This window comes from Pedobacter sp. V48, assembly GCF_000523515.1.
Classification (GTDB): Bacteria; Bacteroidota; Bacteroidia; order Sphingobacteriales; family Sphingobacteriaceae; genus Pedobacter.
The window spans coordinates 168,322-188,808 of sequence record NZ_AWRU01000002.1; the positions used below are offsets into that span (position 1 = coordinate 168,322).

The following is a 20,487-nucleotide window of genomic DNA, read 5'->3' on the forward strand; positions in this document are numbered from 1 at the left end:
CAATGAAGAAGATATATTACTCAATCCTTACTGTTGTTATTTGCAGTGGTTTAAATTTAAGTAAGTCACAGGCTCAGTCACTTCCTGTTGGAACACCGGTCTTAGAAGACTATTATCGCAGAAAGCAGTTGCTGGGAGAGCTGGATTCAACAGTATCCTTTACAAGCAGACCATTATTCCCCACCGAAGCATTTAAAGTGCATAACGCATTTGATCCGGATAGCTCATTGCAAGAAGAAGGATGGTTGAAGTTCGACGGCCCCCTTTCTTTTGCAAATGGAAAGGGAAAGTTCCAGATCTTGCCTTTCAGCTGGCAGCAGCAATTCAACTCCCATCATCCTTACGGTTGGAACGATGGAGCCATGATCCCTGCGCGTGGGTATCAATCTTTAATCACAGGAGGTTTCTTTGCGAAAATTGGCCCTTTAAGTATTCAGCTACAGCCAGAATTTGTATACGCAGCAAATAAAAGCTTTGATGGATTTAATAAAGACCGTTCTTATGCAGAACTGTTACGTTATTATAATATGCATAATAATATTGATCTCCCAGAGCGCTTTGGGAATGGGACCTATAATAAGGTACTATTGGGGCAAAGTAGCATTAGATTGACCTTTGGCCCAGCATCGGTAGGAGTTTCAAGTGAGAATTTATGGTGGGGTCCCGGGATGCGTAATTCATTGTTAATGAGTAATACCGGTGCGGGATTTAAGCATATCACTTTAAATACGGTAAGACCAGTTCATACCTATATAGGATCTTTTGAAGCACAAGTTATCGGGGGGCGATTGAACGCCACAGGCTTATCTCCACTTGAAGTTAGAAGTGCTGCAAATGGAACAAATTTGTTTAGAGAAAAAAGAGACGATTGGCGTTATCTCTCCGCTTTTAACATTATTTATCAACCTAAATGGGTTCCTGGATTGTTTTTCGGATTTACCAGGGCATTTAATGCCTACCACTCTGACTTGAATGGCTTTAAGGATTATGTGCCTTTTTTCACTCCGTTCCAGAAGGTGAAAACTGATGACGGAGACCCTTTCGATCGTGACCAGTTGACTTCTTTATATGCACGCTGGATATTTACTAAGGCAAAGGCAGAGGTTTATTTCGAATATGGAATTAATGACAATTCCTATAATTTTAGGGATTTTATCGGCTCTCCGGATCATTCCAGAGCCTATCTTTTTGGGGTAAGGAAATTGGTGCCATTGAAGGCACGTCAGGACGAATTTATTTCAATCAATGCAGAGCTTACACAAATGTCCCAATCACCCGATAGATTAGTAAGGGAGGCCGGTGGATGGTATTATCATGGTGGAGTTTGGGATGGATATACCAATGAAGGGCAGTTGCTTGGTGCTGGAGTCGGTCCTGGAGGTAATTTGCAGTCCGTTGATGTCAGTTGGGTTAAAGGCTTAAAAAGATTGGGTCTTTCATTTGAGCGTTATGAGCATAATATGGATTTTTACTATTATGGCATCAATGATCTGGACGGTCAAAGCAGACGCTGGGTAGATTTTGCATTAGCGGCACAGGGCGAATGGAATTACGGAAACCTCCTATTCAATGCAAAACTACAAGGAATTAGATCCATGAATTACCAATGGAGATTAAAAGATTACGATCTAACTTCCAACAGATATTACATCCCTCACAACGGTGTATTTAACTTTCATGGGGAACTGGGCGTTTCTTATCGCTTCTAAACAGAAGGATGTAGAAACCACACGCAATGCCACCTATAAGCATACCGGTTAATATACCCATTGAGTATTTTAACCGGTTTTTTTTTAATGGCAGTTCAGGTTCATCTACAATCTGTACCGTTGGAGTTTCCTGAGCCAGCATGGTTTTACTTACCTCCAGGTTCTTAACAGTTTCAGTAAAGATGGTGCTTAAAACAATCTTATCGCGCTCCTTTACCTCCGCAGTAGCATTAGCTGAAGCGTAAGCTGGATTCAGGTCTAACAAAGCCTGACTGGCAGAAGATGCCGCATAAGTCTTACGGTTTAAGATCAGGCCAATACTGTCTGCACGGTGCTGTAAACGATTTACATTACTTCTTAACCTGCTGGTTTTGGTACGGATATAGAAATCCGTCGCTTGCTTGATGATGCGGGTACAAAAGAGCTGTGCCAGCCTTTCATCCTTCATGGTGGTATTTACCTCAAAAAAACCAAGTTTTTTATCTGTTTTTGCAATGCCAAACTCACCGCCAAGGATTTGTTCGGTCATCACATGTAAAAGACTGTCCTGAATTCGGGTGTACTGCTTACCATTAACCGGAAAAGAAATAATCTTTCCATCAGTACTGTATTTAAGCCATTTTTTGTTCAGCTTATTTACTTCGGCATAACGATCGGCCAGGGATCTGGTTTGTGTGGTATCATAAGCCGAAAGCAAGGTGGCTTTAATTAATTTCTGACTTTTTACGAGTTCCTGCACATTGTCTCCGGCTAGCACGCCACTACCACCACCAATCCCGTCCATACTAAAGCCAAACTGCCCTGCTAAGGCAGCAAGCCCACCGGCTCCGGATGATTTAGCGTCATCAATTACAAAAGTTAACCTTGCCGTATAAGAAGGCGTCCATAGCCAGGCGCTTGAAGCACCAAGCAGTGCTCCCGTAATGATTGCAGCGGCAAGCAGTTTTTTAAAACTGAAAACGTATTTAAGGTCATTTATGCGGTTTCCGATTACTTTGCTTAAAGAGAACTCGGGCTCGTATGGATATGGATTTTCCTGGGCCATGTTATTTGTTTAAAATAGCGATTAAACTGATCAATGCGGTCAGCGCCGATGTAATACCGGTGATTTCAGCAAAGCCGAGCTTAAACCTGTTATTTGGATCTTTTTCCGGTACAATGATCTTACTTCCCGGCTTCACAGAAGGGTAATTACGGAAAAACAAGAAACGTCTTACAGGTTTGTTTAATCCATCAGGATACTTTACATAAGCACCTTTCAATCGTGCATTTTCTTTTGCTCCTGCAGCCGCATTGATATAATACTTAAAGCTACGGCCATTGTAATCTACAAATTGAGGGTTATTTACCGCCCCTGCAACTTCTACAAAAGAGATCTGACGAGGGATATAGATACTGTCGCCCGGTAAAAGGATCATGCTGGTCTTTACTTTTGGATCCTGGCTTTTATTGGTCAGGTCCAGGTTCACACGTACACCTTTTCTAAACACTTGGGCATTCTCTAAAGCACCATATGGGCTCAGTCCACCGGCTCTTTGTAAAAGATCCAATGCCGTTTCATCCCTTCTTTGCACGGCATAATCACCAGGAAACAACACCTCACCCTTCACGCTGATGTTGCCCAGTGCGCGGTAGTTTACCAGTCTTGGAACATAGATATAATCCATCGGCTCCAGCTCCAGTTTCTGTGCTTCCCCTGAGGTTTTATTCATATTTATGGTAAAGCTCTTCACCAATTGGTTGGCAACGCTATCTGAACTGTTCTTAATGATTCTCGAAATCTCTACATGATGCTCAGCAGCTTCATCCTGAAAACCACCCGCCATCGCAATTACATCTGCCAGTTTCATGCCTTTTCGATACGTAAATGCAGCAGGAAGCTTAACAAACCCGGCAACGGTTACATTCTGGGCAGAAGTAAAAACAGCCCTGTCCTGAACCATAATAGAATCTTCTCTCATTAAGGGGATATCATTTTTTCCACTCACCACATCTGCCGGATTAAAAGAGATCAGCTCTTTCTCCAGGTTGGTCAATGTTCTTTTAATGTATCCACGCTCCATATAAGCTTCGGGCTTTAATCCCTGGGCTGTTTTTAATAACTCAGAAAGGCTTAATCCTGCTGTAAGCTCATAAGTGCCCGGTCTATATACAGAGCCTTCCAGAACCACTCTATTGGTGTATCTTTCGGTAATCGCACCAATTTGTACCAGGTCACCATTGTTAGGTGTAAAATTCTTGTACAAAGAAGAAGGCACATCTTTTACCTCTCTTTGCAGTTCATTTACCTGATCAACCTTAGCGATGCCACGATACGCAACATCTGTAAATCCGCCTGCATATTTGATCAGGTCTTCCAGTTGCTCATTTTCTTTAAGTTCGTAAATAGCGGGTCTTTTAACCTCACCTTTAATCCCAACTCTCTTTTTGTAAACCGGAATACGGATCACATCCTGATCTTCCAACCTGATGTTTCCGTCCATTAAGCCGTTTTGCAAAAAGCTGTAAAAATCGACTGTTTTATATACTTTATTATTTCTTAGTAATTCAATATTTCTTAAGGAACCATTGTTATTTGGACCCCCTGAATTGTATAGGGCATTAAACAAGGTCGACAAAGAAGATAAAGTGTAAGAACCTGGGGTTTTTACCTCCCCAACCAGTGTAACCTTAATGCTGCGTGTACTGCCCAGGTTTACGGCCAGCTGTGTTTGTCCATTGCGCAATGCGGGATATACTTTAGTCATTTTATTACGGATCAGACTTGTTGCCTGTTCTATCGTAAACCCATTCAGGTAAACAATACCGGCATATGGGATCTGTACATTTCCCTCAGGAGTGATCCTGGTGCGTACACTGCTTTCGTTTAATCCCGTAACCAGCACAATCAGCTCATCGCCTGGTCCCAATACATAGCTCTTAGGGGTAGCCATGCTAAAATTCGGCTCAAATTTTATGGTGGTCTGGTTAAAGAACTCCATCCCATAAACATTTAGCGGCGCCTCAGGCAGAGGTGCCGGTTTCGGGGCCACATAAGGTTTTATCACCGTTTGGGCTGTGTCTCTTGTAAAATCTATATTTTCTTTTTGAGGAGATGAACTCACTTTTACGCCTTTCTTGTTCAAGCCAAGTAAGGTCACCCTATTCTTAAACTCTTCAACTTCTGTGGCAGGCATTCCTTTTTGGATCATCAGCTTATAGGCTTCGCTTTCCGGAACCCCTGTTTCCTGTAGCTTTTTCCAGGCTTGTCCAATTTGCTCGTCCGACAACTGGCTTACTTTTACATTCTGAATATCACTCATGGATATAGACTGTGCGTTACTTCGGAAAGAAGTAGCCAGGAAGAAAATGAAAAGAATATAAAAGGGTAATTTATTGTTCATGTAGATATTATGATAAATGACAAATATAAGTATTCAGGGTTAAAAGCCATAAGATACGCCGAACTTAAACTCGTTTGGAACAGCGGATGTTTGCAGAGCAGGTCTTATTACCCCATCCTGGTGCATGAAAGAAGTTTTAACATATAATTTATTAAGCAATTGGTAATTTACCTGAAGTAAATATTGTTTTTGAGTTTCTACCGGGCCCTCGCTTAAGAATTTTGGCTGTGGTTCAGCAAAGTATTGATCATAAAGGTTTCCTTCCTGCCCTTTTCTAATGGCTGTGAACTGGAAACTGGCAATCATACGGGGGATAGGGGTGTAATTAACCCATGCAGTAACCCTGTCGGCATTTTGTCCAATCCAGTCGCCCATTAAATAACTCTGGTTGGTATAGGTTTGTGCAGGGATCAGGTTGTTGTAGGCATATGGGTTTATGCGACTGTATTCTCCTCCCAATGTTAAATACGGTACCAGTACATCTGTAACAGAGGCACCAATGCTGTAGCCAATCTGATTTCTGCTTTTTGAAGCATTAAAAATTGCCCCTGTTCTGATCTCGTCAATAAAAAGGGATCCGTATAAATGTGTTTTGGGTAAATGATTTCTGGAACTTACAGAAAAGAAGAACTGGCTGTTTGCTCCGGTCGAAAGCTTATAGCGGCTTTGGTATTGATCATATGCTTTAAAGAACATTACCGGGATTAGGTATCCTACGTCCAGATTATCACTATAAACTACCGATTCACCCACACTAAGGTCTAGGCCTTTAACCGGGATAAAACTTAGGGTATGTGAAGCCAGGAATTTAGGGATGTAAATTTCCCTGTTATTGCCAAAATGCGGATTACCCTTATCGTAAGATCTTGCTGAATCAACCAATGCTGAATTTAACCAGGCATGGATGTAATTAAAGCGAAGCCATTTAAGTGGCTGGTAATCAATCCTGATGTTTGGATAGGCTGGCGATTTGTCGGATAAGACCAATCGGCCACCTTGTCCATAGCCCCACAGCATTTGGTCTTTGCCAAAGCTGATTGCCCCATTTTCCCAAGCGTAAGTAATGTTTCCCCTGAAATCGCTGTAATTTACAGTCTTTGCATTTGGGTTTATGTTTGCCGTTCTTATGATCCCGGTTTCAGGAGTAAATATTCGGGTGCTGTCAATTCCTTTCCCGCGATCAGTAATGTCCTGAAAATAGAACTGAAAGCTAATGTGCTTTCCCGCATGGCCCCAAAAAGTTAAGCCGGTTCCTACACGAGCAACGCTTTTATTTTTTCCCTGAAAGGTTTCAAAAGTCAGCGCCGGATCTCCTCTTAATAGAAAATCGTCTTTGGTAACAGATAAGAACCGCCACCTGCCGGCAGGGTCTTTTTTAAAAAAGGTAGTGGTGTCTTTAACATTGGTGCTAAATTCACTGAACTCCTGTAAATAAAAAGCAAGTTCTTTTTGCTCGGTTGTGGTCAGTTTAGTTGATGAATCCTGTAAACTGGTCAATAACGATGCAATTTGTTTCCTGCTCACCGGTTGGATCAGGTCATTAAACTCGACATTTCCTTTTTGGGCCTGACGCGAAAGGTATTTATAAACAGGGTTTGTTGGGTTTTCGTATACAACCTGAGCATCACTCTTTAAAGCGATAAAGGAAAATCCAATAACAAGGACAGAAAAGAGGGCTATGATTTTCTTGAGATGTAAGCTATTCATTTTTAGATGATAGTTTTATGAAAGATATAATTGTAAATATGATTATAGAGAAGGAATAAGCGTTTGTAATCCTGTAAAATGTTTTTCGGTGTTGATAAGACCGCGAATATGTTTTTCTGCATTTGCTCCCATTTGCAATAACAGGTTCTTATTGTTGTAAAGCTCATTTATCTTTTCAGAAAGTTGCGAATAATTACCCGGTTCAAATAAGAATCCGGTATGCCCATCAATCACCATTTCAGGGATCGCACCAATTTTCGAGCCAATTACAGGTTTGCCCATGGCCATGGCTTCCACAACGGTAAAGCCAAGCACTTCGTACCATTCCGAGGGGCAGATTAAAAAGTCGGCTCTTCCAATCAGTTCCAGGGTTTCTTTTTTACTTTTTTTACCCATAAATTCCACGTTGTTCAGGTTGTTATTCGCAGCAAAGTCCATGAGCTCGGCCTGCTGTGTCCCTGTTCCAATAACTTTTAACCGGATCTCCGGTTGATCTTTCATGGCCGCCAATATCGTATGCGCTCCTTTTATCTTTTCCAGCCGCCCTACAAATACAATATAGCGTTCATCTGACGCTACTGCCATCTGTGCTTTTGCCGCTTCAATCTCTTCGTAATCATAGCCATGGTAAAGCTGCACAAGTTTCTCTTCAAAGAAGTTAAAGGATTTAAATTTCTCATACAGAAAAACAGAAGGGCACACATAGTGATCTACATAAGCATAGTAATTCAGATATTTATGAACATAGTTCTCAAGAGCAGCGACTATACTTGCCGGATAAGAGCCTTTTTTGCACTTATTGGTTACGCAATGGTGAAAGGCACCGCCAAAGCATTTTTCGCAGATCTTTCCATGGCTGATAAAGGTACTTTCAGGACAAATCGGTGTGTATTCATGAAGCGTCCAGATGATGGGGATTCCCCGGTCCTTTAGTGTTTTTAAAATCGCGGGAGTGATGTAGTGATGGATCACATTGATGTGTGCGAAGTCGATCTTAACCGTATCCAATAACTTTTCCAGCTGCTGCTGCGCTTCGGTAGAGAAAATGCTTTTCTTTACTACCTTAATCCCATCACTCAGGCTCTTTTTGTTTACTTTTTTATAATCTATGTGTTCAATAAAATATTCAGTATAGTCAGAAGGGAAATTTCTTGGATCCTTCATAGAAAAGGGGATTACCTGGTGTCCTTTTTCCTGATAAAGCTTCGTGACGTTATCAACATAGGTCCAATCTCCACCACTCGGATACCAGGTCCAGTTTGCAACAAGAATATTCATTTGTTTCTTCTAAATTAACACTTATAATAAACTGGCATAATTTTTATACACCATACGTTGTTAAACGTAATTTGCGCTCAAAGATGCTTGTATTAAATGAAATTTTACCAAAATGAACTCATTTTTGGTCATTTTTCAATTTTTTTAATGCAAAGTGCTGCTCTGCCAGGCAAGTTAAAATTGGACAGAATTAAAAAAGGTTGTACTGGTAATAAAAAAAAGTTAATTTTGGCGTCAACATCAAACCATTTAATCTCTTGCCATACAACTCTTTTAAAAGATTGAAAAATATGGCGTTAAAGTCTCTAATGAAGAAGAAAATTTATATTGCCGGTGCTGGCGGAATGCTTGGTGAAGCCTTTCACTCTGTTTTTAAAGAAGAATACGAACTTAAATGTACTGATAAGGACGTCAATGAAAATTGGCTTAGTTTTCTTGATTTCCGTGAGTTCGAACAATATAAAAAGGACGTAACCGACTTTAACCCCGACTATCTTTTTCACCTTGGTGCCTATACAGATCTGGAGTATTGTGAACTGAATCAGGACGATACCTATCTGACCAATACTACTTCGGTAGAAAATGCAGTATATATCGCAAATCAATTGAATATCCCTTTGTTGTACATCAGCACCGCAGGTATTTTTGATGGAAAGAAAGAATTCTATGATGATTGGGACGAACCTAATCCACTTGGTCACTATGCCCGCTCAAAATACATGGGCGAGCGTTATGTAAGGGAAAATGCCAAACGTTACATCATTTGCCGTGCAGGCTGGATGATGGGCGGCGGTCCAAAGAAAGATAAAAAGTTCATCAATAAACTCATCAAGCAGCTGGTTAAAGGTACCAGAGAGCTTCATGTGGTAAATGATAAAGATGGAACACCAACATTCACAGTTGATTTTGCAAAAAATGTAAAGCTGTTATTTGAAAAGGAATATTGGGGGCTATATAATTTAGTATGTAACGGCGAGACCAGCAGACGTGAAGTTGCTGAGGAGCTGGTAAATATTCTGGGCTTATCAGAAGAAGTAACTTTTAAAGAAGTCTCGTCAGATTACTTTAAAGACACTTATTTTGCGCCGAGACCTACCTCAGAGCGCCTGATCAATAAAAAACTGACTTTAAGGGATTTGAACATCATGCGTGATTGGAAGGTTGCTTTAAGAGAGTATATCGATAACTATTACGCTGAATACCTGGAAGAGAACCTTCCTGCTACAAAGGAAACCATCAGTCTTTAATTATGCGTATTGCGGCTTTTGGCTTCAGGTCGATGCCTCCCGCAAAAGGAGCGGCTGGTGCAGATAAATTTGCCATGGAGCTGTTTCCAAGGCTTGTTAAGCGTGGACACAGCGTTGTAGCTTATAACAGACAATACCCTGATGTTTTTGTAGACGTTAAAGAATACGAGGGCGTAAAAATAAAAACCTTCAAAACAACTTCAAGAACAGGTTTTGATACTTTACTGCATTCCTTTAAGTGTACCTGGGATATTATTGTAAACAATACTGCAGATATCGTTCACATCCAAAACGGGGGGAACAGTATCTGGGCATTGCCATTACGTATTTTTGGGAAAAAGGTATTTATCAGTCAGGATGGGGTAGACTGGAAGCGCGACAAATGGCCCTGGTATGGTAAGCTGTACCTTAAGCTTTCGGCCTATTTAACCGCTCACCTGCCTAATGAGGTGATCTTCGACAATGTGATTGCCAAAAAACTATTTGAAGAACGCTTTAAAAAGGAGTACACTTTCATCCCCTTTGGGAGCGAAGTGGCACCATGGGTAGATGTGCCTGAAATATTGACAAAGAATAACCTCGAAAAACAGGAGTATTATCTTTTTATCGGCCGGTTTATTCCTGACAAAGGCCTGCATTATTTAATACCGGCATTTAAAAATTCCAATTCCAACAAAAAACTGGTCCTTATCGGCGGATCGCCAAATCCTTCTCCTTATGAACAGCAAATTATGGATATGGGAGATGAAAGGGTGTTGTTCCCCGGATTTGTATATGGTGACGAGGTAAATACACTCATCAGAAATGCCTATTGCTATATCCAGCCTTCAGATGTAGAGGGCTTGTCGCCCGTTGTGCTGAGCGTAATGGGTTTAAATGTCCCGATGATTGTAAGCGATATTGAAGAGAATGAATATGCCGTACAGGATACCGTAAGGATGTTTAAAAAAGGAAATATCCTGTCTTTAACGGAACAAATCAATTATTGTGAAGATAATTATTCCGAAATGCTGACATTAGCTAAAAGAGCTCAGGAGCGTGCATTAAGTGTCTTTAATTGGGAGAATGTAGCCGACGAGCATGTAGAAGTGTTTTTAAATAAATAGCAGAAAAGCCTATGTTATTTAATTCTGTCCAGTTCATATTCTTCTTTATAACTGTAACCACCTTATTTTACGTATTGCCTCATAAATTCCGCTGGATGTTGCTTTTGCTATCCAGCTGTTATTTTTATATGGCCTTTGTGCCGATATATATATTGATACTCGGCTTCACAATTGTCATCGATTATTTTGCAGGAATTTACATCGAAAATAGTTCAGGGCACAAAAGAAAGGTATTCCTGATCGTCAGCCTGATCGCCAATATCAGTGTCTTGTGTGTGTTTAAATATTACAATTTTATAAATGACAACATAGGATCAGTATTTCCTTATTTAGCCATTTTGCTACCCATAGGGCTTTCCTTTCATACCTTTCAGGCCATGAGTTATACCATAGAGGTTTACCGTGGTAATCAGAAAGCCGAAAGAAACTTTGGGATTTATGCCTTGTTTGTAATGTTTTACCCCCAATTGGTGGCAGGGCCTATAGAGAGACCGCAGAACCTCCTGCATCAGTTCCATGAAAAGCATGAATTTAGCCTGGAAAGAGTGAGCTCCGGACTAAAGCAAATGCTGATCGGATTCTTAAAAAAGCTGGTCATTGCCGATAGAATTGGGATTTATGTAGATACCATTTATAACAACTCCGCTACCCAATCCGGCCAGTCGCTGGCATGTGCAACCGTTTTTTTTGCCTTTCAGATCTATTGTGATTTTTCTGCCTATTCCGATATTGCTATTGGGGCGGCGCGGGTGATGGGGTTTGATTTAATGAAGAATTTTAACAGACCGTATTTGGCTACCTCTGTCTCTCAATTCTGGCGCAGGTGGCACATTTCCTTGTCCACCTGGTTTAAAGACTATGTGTATATCCCGTTGGGCGGGAGCAAGGTCAAAAGTAAGGTTTTGGTATATCGTAATCTGTTAATCGTATTTTTAATCAGCGGGCTATGGCATGGTGCCAACTGGACCTATGTGGTATGGGGTGCTTTGAATGGGGTATTGCTGATTATCGAATCCATGATCCCTAAGTCATCAAAAAGAGATAACCTGATCAAAACAGGACTCAAAACCATATTTACCTTTTCTTTGATTTGCATTACCTGGGTATTCTTCCGCGCATCCAATATCTCCGATGCCATTTCTATATTGGGTAAGATCATCAGATTTGAAGGGCCGTTCTATCCCGGAAACCCTAAAGATCATTTCTACTATGCCTGTGTAGCCATCATGGCATTGATGTTTTTCGAGTTTATAACGGAATACAAGCCGCATTTATATAAATTATTGCCAAATAATCTGGTAACCAGATATTGTTATTATACCCTTATCGCAATGATCATTATGCTGTTCGGGGTATTTAGTGAGGGACAGTTTATCTATTTCCAGTTCTAAATCAAGGGAGATGAGCAAAAAAGTAAAAACACTTTTAGTTAAGTTATTGGTTTTAGCCTTTGCCTTGATAGTTGCGGATTTAGCGGGAGGGCAGGTGCTAAAGTACTTGTTTAATAAACAACGCAGCGGGAAATATTTTACCACTTCACATGCCATAAAGGACGGTAAAGAGCAGGTCCTTATTTTTGGTAACTCTCATGCCGCACAACATTTTGATGCGCCGTTAATGGCAAAAACCTTGTCGAAATCCGTTTTCAATTTTGGGAACCAGGGGCAAAGCCTTTTGTATACCTATCCATTAGTTAAGACCATTTTATCACGATATCAACCTGAACTCATTATCCTGAATTTAGATTACAATGAATTGCGTTATGATCCTACGGATTATGAAAGGCTCGCGATCTTATTGCCTTATTATCACGCTAATTCTGTAATTGATTCCACCATTTCCTTAATTCCGGATAGGGCAGCTTTAAAAGCCAAATCTCATTTATATAGGTTCAATTCCACCCTAGGCTATATCTTTTTAAATACCTATGGTCATTCCTATGGCAAAAGCATGAAGAGCTTGGGTTATGACCCGGTAGAAGGAGACATGTGTACAGGAACTGCTAATCATGAAGAAGCGGATAGGGGAAAAATCGCCTTTGATAAAAATAAGATCGATTACCTGATAAAACTGATCAGTTATATACAGTCAAAACAAGTGAAGCTATTGATTACGACAACTCCTTTAATAGAAGCGCATGAGAATGAGAAAAATGACTATAAAGAAAAGCTCACCCAGCTGCTGACAAAAATGAATGTTAATTATCTTGATTATGGAAGCAGTGCAGCATTTAAGGGTAAATGCAAGCTTTTTCACGACACCTCACATTTAAATGCTACGGGTGCCGCATTGTGGACAAAAACCTTATTAAACGACCTTTCTAAATACTTCGATCAATTCTAAGGCTGCCTTTTCCCAGGAGAAACCGGCCAAACGCTGCCGTCCTTTGTCCGCCATTTCCTTCCGGAGATGTTCATCATCTAGTACAGATTTTATCTTCAACGACATATCGGCGATATCAAAGGGATTAAATTGCAGCACCGCATCGCCACCCACTTCAGGAAGGCTGGTATTATTGGATACAAGCACGGGCAAATTATATTTAAAAGCCTCTAGTATCGGAATCCCAAAGCCTTCATTTATAGAAGGGAAAACATACATTAAAGCATTTTTATAAATCGAGGCCAGTTCCCCGTCCGACAAATAACCAGTAAGCACAACCTGGTCGCTGAGTCCGGAATTTTCAATGGTATCTACAATTAAGCCTTGATCACTTTCCTGGCTATTTGCCGGGAAGGAACCTGCCAGTACTAGCTTCAGCTCCGGATAGCCCGCTGCTTTAATCTGTTTAAAGGCATTGATCAGGGCAGGAATGTTCTTCCTTTTGAATAGGGTACCAACATGCAGCAAATAAGGGCAGTCAAGAGGAATGATATTGGTGTTTGATTTGGAGCCATGATCTTCAAGAAACTTTGGTCCCTCGTAAATCACGACCAGTTTTTTTTCAGCAATACCGGTATAACGGGCGATCTGATCTTTGGCGTATTTTGTTGGGGTAACTATAAAAGGAGAACGTTTGGCAGCAGGAATGGCCGTTTTTTTGTAGAGCGAAAGCCATAGGCGCCCATAATTCTCAGGATTTTCAAAAAAGAAGGCATCATGAAAAACAGGTATGGTCTTGTAACCCAAATGAATCAGCGGCACAAAGTTGTCGGTGCAGAAAACAACATTGCAATTTTTTGAGAATGCCTTTATCGGTAAGATCAGTTGTTTCCAGAGCTGATACCGGGTATGTTCAATAAGTTTGAATATCTTTTTATTGCCCATATAAACCGGAAAATCAGTGTCCAGGAAATGAAACTGAACCCCATTGCCATTCATTTTTTTAAATTCCTTGACCAATTCTTCCAGATAGGTACGGGTACCTGTTCTGGCTAATCTTAAGTCGCGGACATCTACTCCTATGATCAATGGCTTCGGCATCTTACACTCTGCTTTTAATAACCTTAGCCGGTACGCCTGCCACAATGGAATTTGCCGCTACAGATTTGGTAACCACACTCCCTGCAGCAATTACGCAACCATCACCAATGTGTACACCGGCAAGAATCGTGGCGCCACCACCTATCCAGCAATTGTTCCCGATCACTACCGGGTCCTTAATTACACCTTGTTCTTTTATCGTCAGGGTGGGGTCGGCAAAAGCATGATTTTCGGAAAAAACCTGCACATTTGGTCCCATGATCACGTCATTGCCAATGGTAATGCCACCCTGCCCGGCAAAGTAAGCACGGGCACTTATGCCTGTTCTGTCGCCAATGGTAATACCGGTACCTTTTTGGGCAATAATTCCGGTACAAAACAAGATGGAATTACGCGCAATAGAAACATGATCGCCCAGTATGATGCCCTGTTCAGATAAGGCATTGATGCTCACTCCATCCTCAAGAATCAGGTTTTTCCCTGCCGTAAGCTGATAAGCATGGCGTACTTTTACATTACTGCCAATAAAGATCAGGCCCGATGATTTCTTTAGTAAAGGTTTTAGGAATATTCCTCTAACTACCTGTACAAATCTGTGAAAACTCACATTGAATAGGTCTCTCGTAGAATAAGGGCTTTCCCATTTATAGTTAGGGTCTCCTTTTAATGTTCTTATCAATTTCTCAATGATCATCAGCAGGTTTAGTTTGGGTTATCACTGGTTTCATGATCATATTGATCAGCAAACCGGTTAAGAACCAGTTAATGTAAGAAATGTATGCTGAACCTTCAAATTCCGAGGTCAGTGATGGAATGATGAAACCGATTTTGATCAGTAACACGGTTAAACACACCTGTCTTTCTTTACCTTTCAGTTTAGGTAGCCATTTTATACCCGTTCTGATCACCATTACATATATGCACAGGTATAACAATAAAGCAATGATGCCGGCTTGGACACCAATGATGATGTATTGATTTTCGCCACCAACGTTTTCACCCAGGGTTCCCGCCACCCTTCCGGATGAACCTAAACCAAGTCCCATGGGGTTGTTGATTATCGCCAATACACCTTCTACCCATTGCTGAAGGTGTCCGATACTGGAAGGGTCACTAAAATCAATGGTGTTAATCAGAATTTGAATAATACCCTCATGATTTTGTTCAAATTGCCAGAATAAATAAGCCACATAAATGGCCACTACGCAAAAGCCAAGGTGAATAATGTGGGTTATTGCTTTTCTTTTGGTGAGCAGTGCGTATACATAAATCACCACAAAATAACTGGCCAATGGTGCTCTTGATAAGGCGAAAAGTATGGCTAAAAAGGAAGCGCCTAATCCCAGCATTCCTACGCTATTGATCCTCAATTTATTGTTGTCAGTAGTGTATAAGCCAGCTATAACAGCCAACGAAATTATGGAAGCCGCTGCAAGTTCAAGCGGGTTGGTGAAAAAGCTGGCGAAACGCCTGTAGCCACTGTCAGAATCAAAAGTTGTACTGATCCCATACTGTCCGCTGGGCTCAGCGTTAAAAAAATAATAATTGTATTCGGCATAGCCGGTGCGCAATTGCAATTGCTGGTACATCAGGAGTTCTACAACCAGTACCGCTCCGGCGGCGATGGTGAGCAGCACCAGATAATTGAAATATTTATTGATGTAGATCTCTTTTGCATCTATGGTGCGCCCAACAAAGTATACCATGATGTAAAAGGCCGTACTTTTAAGTGCAATTAGTCGGTCGAAAAGCCCCTGTTCACCTATCGGCAGCAATGCATACAGGATCAGATACAGCAAGAAGGCCATTATGGTGTAATCGATCAGGTGAAACCGGGGTCGATATTTTAAGTTGGCCAGATTTAAAAGGAGTACACCAAATATCAATGCCTCTTTAAAAAACTGCATGGTAGGAATAATGCTTTTCAGGCCCAGCATAAACGTAACCGACATGGTGGTGGTGTAGATGGAGAGGCCGAAGATCATGAACAGCAGCAAGCCGCTTGAATTTCCCCTTAAGATCTCTCTTACTGCCATTACAAAAGAACAAATAAAGATCAGGGGAAAAATAAACATAGTTAGCTCTTTGTTGAATTTACGGTTTCGGTGGCCAAATTAAGTTTTTCGGAGTGAAAAATCCATCTTTCAATCCTTTAAATAAATATTCAGCTTTTTTATTTCTTCCCCTTAGCTTAAAATAAGAATATAAGGCAAGGTAGTAGGGTGCATTGTACAAAAATACCAGGGGATAGAATAATGGTTTGCCATATCCGCGCAAAAACCAGATCTTGTTTCTATTTACGTAGTAATGAATAACAGGGCTTAAAGTGCCCTCATTGTTTTGTTTCGACTTTCCGGAAGCGCCCGCTTCGTGGTACATTTTACAGGAAGGAAGATAATGCAGTTCATAACTTTGTGCACGGAGCCGGAAAGAGAGTTCCACATCTTCATAGTATAAAAAGAACTGCTTGTTAAAGCCTCCTGTTTGTTTTAATACCTCGTTTCTTATCAGGCAACTGCAGCCCGTAACCCATTCTACCTTTTTATAGTCCTGCTCACCCGACGATTCAGGAGTATTCTTTTTGTTATAGGTAAACCCAAGTACAAAGTTTACATACGAATCGCCATTCCAGATCTTGTTTCTGTCGTGCATCCAATAAATAGCAGGCTGAACCGCGGCAGCTTCGGGATGGCTTTGGAGGTGCAGCAGCATTTTGCTGATGATATCGCTATCAACCAGCGTATCCGTATTCATGATCAGCGAGTAGGTATAGCCCTTACTGATGCTGTAATCAATTGCACGGTTGTTTCCTTCTGCAAAACCCAGATTTTCTTTATTGTCGAGATAAACGAGCTCGGGAAATTGACTTTGCAAAAGTTCCAGAGAACCATCTGTAGATCCATTATCGGTTACAATGATGTCAAAATGATCAGGATTGCAATATTCAAGTACAGATTTTATGCAATCAGCGGTGTACTCCGGAGTATTCCAGTTGAGCAGGATCAGGGCTACAGGTTTAGACATTTTGGATGGCGGGTTTCTTTACCACATATTGATACATAAACAAAGCGCAAAGTTCAATAATTACTGTAAATGAACCAAACCATTTATAATTGGCATAATGTAAGAGCAGGAATGCAAGAGCCACAGAAAATGCAAACATGATCATTGCGATCCTGAAAATGTAAACACTATTATTTTTGAGCAGTTGATCTAGTACATTTAATACGTTTAAAGCAGAAATAGCAGGGAATAATGCCATTGTCCTTAAATAGATAATGGCTGTTTCATTTTCCTCTCCTGAAAGAACCCGAACAGCAAAACCCGCAAAGAAAAAGAGAAGAACAGACCCGACAAAGAAAATCCCTGCGAGAATGAATTGCATTCGTTGTCGGTATACTTTCCATAATCTGGTACTTTCCTTATATAGCTGGGCAGATTTTGGATAAACGGCATTGGATACAGTAATGAGCAGAATCCTGGAAGAGCCGACTACTTTATCGCAAAGTGTATATGCTCCAAGCCAGGAGGCATTGCCCCATTTAGCAAGGGCAAAAATAATAATAGATTGTTGCAGGTTAGTAGAGATGTTATTTATTGTCAGGTAAAAATTGTCTCGGGTAATTCTCCAAATATCAGTCTTTACCGGAAGTTGAAAGGAGAGCCTAAACTTCGGGATTGCATTGAGCAGGAGGTATGAAAAAGTAACCACCGTGGCCATTCCCATAATAAAATTTACCCATTCCGCATCCTGGGCATCTTTTATAAAGAAGATGAGCAAAATAATAGACAATACTTTCGAAGCTAGATTTGAAATATTGTAAAACTTTAATTTTTCAATTCCTATGAAGAAAAAGAGAGGATTCAGTACCTCTGAGAGTACCAATGGAATGGCGTAAAGTATAAATAAATAATACTTGATGTTGAACCATTGCATTATATAAACAACCAGGATATATGCAATAAAGAATAATAATCTTATCCATAAGGTATTATAGAATACCGCTCTTAGTTTTTCAGGGTCTTTGAGATTTCCTGCGATGTCCCTTATTCCTGTTTGATTTGTGCCATAATTGACAATGATTCCAGCTAATGAAGAAAATGAATTGGCAAGCATTACAAAACCAAAGGCCTCGATACCAATTTTATGGGTAATGATCGGAAAGATAATAATTAACAACAGTATATTCGAAAGCTGAATGCTACTCAGATTCGCAAAATTTGATAAGATATTGGTGTCTTTTATACGGTTGTATGAACCTGTTAAAAATTGTTTCAAGTCTGATAGATGAATCGTCAAATTTAGCATATTTAAATCATAATCTAAATTTATGACTAAGTTTGCACTTATATATGAATGAACAGTACCGGACTTATTATAAAGTAATAAGTATATTGATTGATTTGTTTCTGATCAACCTGGCGGGTTATATTGGTTATGTGATGACCTATCAAAGCGTTAGCTTTACAGATCTTCAGCGTATCAATCTACTGAATGTCCTCCTCATCAATTTTGTATGGTTTAATGTAACACAGCTCACACGCTTGTATAGCGATATTTTTGTTAAGGATGCCATTCCAACCATTAAGCAGGCTTTAGGGTCCTTGCTTTTGTTTGCAGCCTTCATGGGCATATTGATCTATACAATCAAAGACCTAAACCAATCTTATCAATTGCTGTCATTTACTTTTGTCGTGTTTTCGGGCCTATTCCTTGTCGGAAAGATTGGGTTTTTGCTGTTTCGTCGTTCTAGGAGAGAAAGTTTAATCAATTACAAGAAGGTGGTTATTGTAGGAGCAGGCCCATTGGGTTTGGCGCTTAAAAAGCATATGGAGTTTGATACGCATCTGGGCTATAAGGTAGTTGGTTTTTTTGACGACCATATTGAGGATGATGATGAGGACTTTAATATTTTGGGTAAGGTAAGTGACTGTATGGATTTCGTTAAGGGGAGCAGTGTCAGAGAGATCTTTTGTGCATTGCCCGATAGTTCGCTCGATAAAATAAATTCCCTGATGCGGGAGGCGGATAAGGAAATGATCCGTTTTAAGCTTGTACCCGATATAAAACACTATTTTAAGAAGAATGTAAAAGTACAGGTTTATGGCCATATACCCATATTAAGTCAGCGGATGGAGCCTTTGGAGATCATGATTAACCAGGTGGTTAAAAGGATTTTTGATGTAGTGTTTTCGCTTATTGTCATTGTTTTTGTGATGAGCTGGATGCTGCCACTTATGGCAATTTTGATCAAATTGGAATCGAAAGGCCCTGTATTTTTTAAGCAGCTGCGATCGGGAAAGGATAACCAGCCCTTTTATTGCCTCAAATTCAGAAGCATGAAGGTGAATTCGGATGCAGATTGTAAGCAGGCAACTAAACACGATGACCGGATTACTAAAATTGGTGCGTTTATGCGTAAGAACAGCATTGATGAGTTGCCTCAGTTTTTTAATGTGTTGATGGGGGAGATGTCTGTGGTAGGACCCAGGCCGCACATGTTGCAGCATACTGCCGAATATTCAGCCATTATAGATCAATTTATGGTCAGGCATTTTTTGTTGCCGGGGATTACCGGTTGGGCACAGGTTAAGGGATTCAGAGGGGAAACTAAAATTGATGATTCTATGGCCGCCAGGGTTGAAGCCGATATCTGGTATTTGGAAAACTGGTCCTTTCTGCTGGATTTAAAGATTGTATTCTTAACGGCATGGCAAGTGCTTACTGGCCATGAGAATGCAAGGTAGTATTCTTTAGTAAGCCGCTTTCTATCAAACGGGCAAAGTGTTTACTGCCTGGAACTCTTTTTAAACCTTCCAGATGTCTAACATGATGGATATCTGTTCCAATAAAATCAATCATGTCTTTTTCGATTAACTTTTCCGCAATTGATTTGATGTGTTTACCATAATGTTCTGTTAGGGATAGTGCATTGACTTGTAATTCAACGCCCATCTCTTTAATTCGTTTATAGTAATCGAATTGCTTGTGAAAGAACAAATATCGTTCTGGATGTGCAAGGATAATCTGATAACCTTTGATGCCAAGATCAAAAAATACTTCTTCCAAATCATGGGGTCTTGAGATCTGGCTGAATTCAACCAATAGACGGTTGCCTGCTAATGGCATTAAATTGCCTGCATTTAGCTGATTTTGAAATTGTTCGTCAAGATAATATTCAGAAGAAAGGTTTAAGGTAATCCCATCAGGTAGCTTGCCCTCTAGTTTAGAATGTCCATCTCTTAACGTTTTGGTGGTGTTAGGATGGATGTCTTGTAAAGTATGCGGTGTGGTAATTAGATGATGAAAACCTAATTCTTTTAATCCGGAAATTAATTGAATACTGTCTTCTATATCCTTAGCACCATCATCCACTCCCGGAATTAGGTGAGAATGCATGTCAATGCCGATTGAGCTAAAATCAGCGTACTTAGATTTACTGGAACGATTGAAAAAAAACATGGGATCTTCTTTTATAATAATTAATCAATACGAAGCTAAGTATAAAATTTAAAACTTTATGGTATGGAATTTGTGAATGGGGCTGTGAATTGCAACTAAGGATAATTTGTACAGTATTGGATTCTAATTAATGATTATTTATCATCCACGAGTAAATCTTAAGTATTATCT

16 protein-coding genes are annotated in these 20,487 nt (G+C 40.3%); 6 read left to right on the plus strand and 10 right to left on the minus strand.

Features of this window, described 5'->3' with window-relative positions; translation table 11 throughout:
- The first annotated feature begins 2 nt into the window (after positions 1-2).
- Positions 3-1,709: a capsule assembly Wzi family protein gene (locus N824_RS02115; protein WP_048903492.1), complete on the plus strand. Its 1,707-nt coding sequence runs from the start codon at positions 3-5 to the stop codon at positions 1,707-1,709.
- Here the strand turns inward: N824_RS02115 and N824_RS02120 are convergent.
- The 4 genes from N824_RS02120 to N824_RS02135 are packed head-to-tail and all read right to left on the minus strand — an operon-like array spanning position 1,669 to position 8,077.
- Positions 1,669-2,754, minus strand: a complete 1,086-nt coding sequence (locus N824_RS02120; RefSeq protein ID WP_048903493.1) for a hypothetical protein — start codon at positions 2,752-2,754, stop codon at positions 1,669-1,671. The two genes, N824_RS02115 and N824_RS02120, sit on opposite strands and share 41 nt — an antisense overlap.
- Position 2,755: 1 nt before the next feature.
- Positions 2,756-5,092: an SLBB domain-containing protein gene (locus tag N824_RS02125; protein ID WP_048903494.1), complete on the minus strand. Its 2,337-nt coding sequence runs from the start codon at positions 5,090-5,092 to the stop codon at positions 2,756-2,758.
- Positions 5,093-5,131: 39 nt separating this feature from the next.
- The gene (locus tag N824_RS02130) at positions 5,132-6,799 is read right to left on the minus strand and encodes a capsule assembly Wzi family protein (protein WP_048903495.1); all 1,668 of its coding nucleotides are present in this window, start codon (positions 6,797-6,799) and stop codon (positions 5,132-5,134) included.
- Between the two features lie 42 nt (positions 6,800-6,841).
- Positions 6,842-8,077 (minus strand): glycosyltransferase family 4 protein, encoded by a 1,236-nt coding sequence (locus tag N824_RS02135; protein ID WP_048903496.1) that lies wholly within the window; start codon positions 8,075-8,077, stop codon positions 6,842-6,844.
- Positions 8,078-8,385: 308 nt separating this feature from the next.
- Here N824_RS02135 and N824_RS02145 point away from each other — a divergent pair, with 308 nt between their 5' ends.
- The 4 genes from N824_RS02145 to N824_RS02160 all read left to right on the plus strand — a co-directional run bounded on the left by N824_RS02145 (position 8,386) and on the right by N824_RS02160 (position 12,773).
- The gene (locus N824_RS02145) at positions 8,386-9,324 is read left to right on the plus strand and encodes an NAD(P)-dependent oxidoreductase (RefSeq protein WP_048903498.1); all 939 of its coding nucleotides are present in this window, start codon (positions 8,386-8,388) and stop codon (positions 9,322-9,324) included.
- A gap of 2 nt (positions 9,325-9,326) precedes the next feature.
- Positions 9,327-10,430, plus strand: a complete 1,104-nt coding sequence (locus N824_RS02150; protein WP_048903499.1) for a glycosyltransferase — start codon at positions 9,327-9,329, stop codon at positions 10,428-10,430.
- A 128-nt stretch (positions 10,431-10,558) separates the two neighbouring features.
- Positions 10,559-11,821, plus strand: a complete 1,263-nt coding sequence (locus tag N824_RS02155; protein ID WP_235206972.1) for an MBOAT family protein — start codon at positions 10,559-10,561, stop codon at positions 11,819-11,821.
- A gap of 10 nt (positions 11,822-11,831) precedes the next feature.
- A complete protein-coding gene (locus N824_RS02160) occupies positions 11,832-12,773 on the plus strand; it encodes a hypothetical protein (protein ID WP_048903501.1) in 942 nt (313 codons plus the stop codon).
- On the opposite strand, the gene N824_RS02165 is transcribed toward N824_RS02160, so the two are convergent.
- The 5 genes from N824_RS02165 to N824_RS02185 are packed head-to-tail and all read right to left on the minus strand — an operon-like array spanning position 12,738 to position 18,153.
- On the minus strand, positions 12,738-13,853 hold the full coding sequence (locus tag N824_RS02165) for a glycosyltransferase family 1 protein (RefSeq protein WP_048903502.1): 1,116 nt from the start codon (positions 13,851-13,853) through the stop codon (positions 12,738-12,740). The genes N824_RS02160 and N824_RS02165 overlap by 36 nt on opposite strands.
- A gap of 1 nt (position 13,854) precedes the next feature.
- Positions 13,855-14,547, minus strand: a complete 693-nt coding sequence (locus tag N824_RS36385) for a DapH/DapD/GlmU-related protein (protein WP_048903503.1) — start codon at positions 14,545-14,547, stop codon at positions 13,855-13,857.
- Positions 14,537-15,928 carry an O-antigen ligase gene (locus N824_RS02175; RefSeq protein ID WP_048903504.1) on the minus strand — a complete coding sequence of 464 codons (1,392 nt, stop codon included), beginning with the start codon at positions 15,926-15,928 and terminating at the stop codon, positions 14,537-14,539. The genes N824_RS36385 and N824_RS02175 overlap by 11 nt, the downstream gene beginning before the upstream one ends.
- Positions 15,929-15,947: 19 nt before the next feature.
- Positions 15,948-16,877, minus strand: a complete 930-nt coding sequence (locus N824_RS02180) for a glycosyltransferase family 2 protein (protein ID WP_048903505.1) — start codon at positions 16,875-16,877, stop codon at positions 15,948-15,950.
- A complete protein-coding gene (locus tag N824_RS02185; RefSeq protein WP_161662250.1) occupies positions 16,870-18,153 on the minus strand; it encodes an oligosaccharide flippase family protein in 1,284 nt (427 codons plus the stop codon). The genes N824_RS02180 and N824_RS02185 overlap by 8 nt, the downstream gene beginning before the upstream one ends.
- A gap of 53 nt (positions 18,154-18,206) precedes the next feature.
- Between N824_RS02185 and N824_RS02190 the strand changes: the two genes are divergently transcribed.
- Positions 18,207-19,601 carry an undecaprenyl-phosphate glucose phosphotransferase gene (locus tag N824_RS02190; protein WP_048903507.1) on the plus strand — a complete coding sequence of 465 codons (1,395 nt, stop codon included), beginning with the start codon at positions 18,207-18,209 and terminating at the stop codon, positions 19,599-19,601.
- Here N824_RS02190 and N824_RS02195 read toward each other — a convergent pair.
- The gene (locus tag N824_RS02195) at positions 19,576-20,253 is read right to left on the minus strand and encodes a tyrosine-protein phosphatase (protein WP_152541966.1); all 678 of its coding nucleotides are present in this window, start codon (positions 20,251-20,253) and stop codon (positions 19,576-19,578) included. The genes N824_RS02190 and N824_RS02195 overlap by 26 nt on opposite strands.
- Between the last annotated feature and the right edge of the window lie 234 nt (positions 20,254-20,487).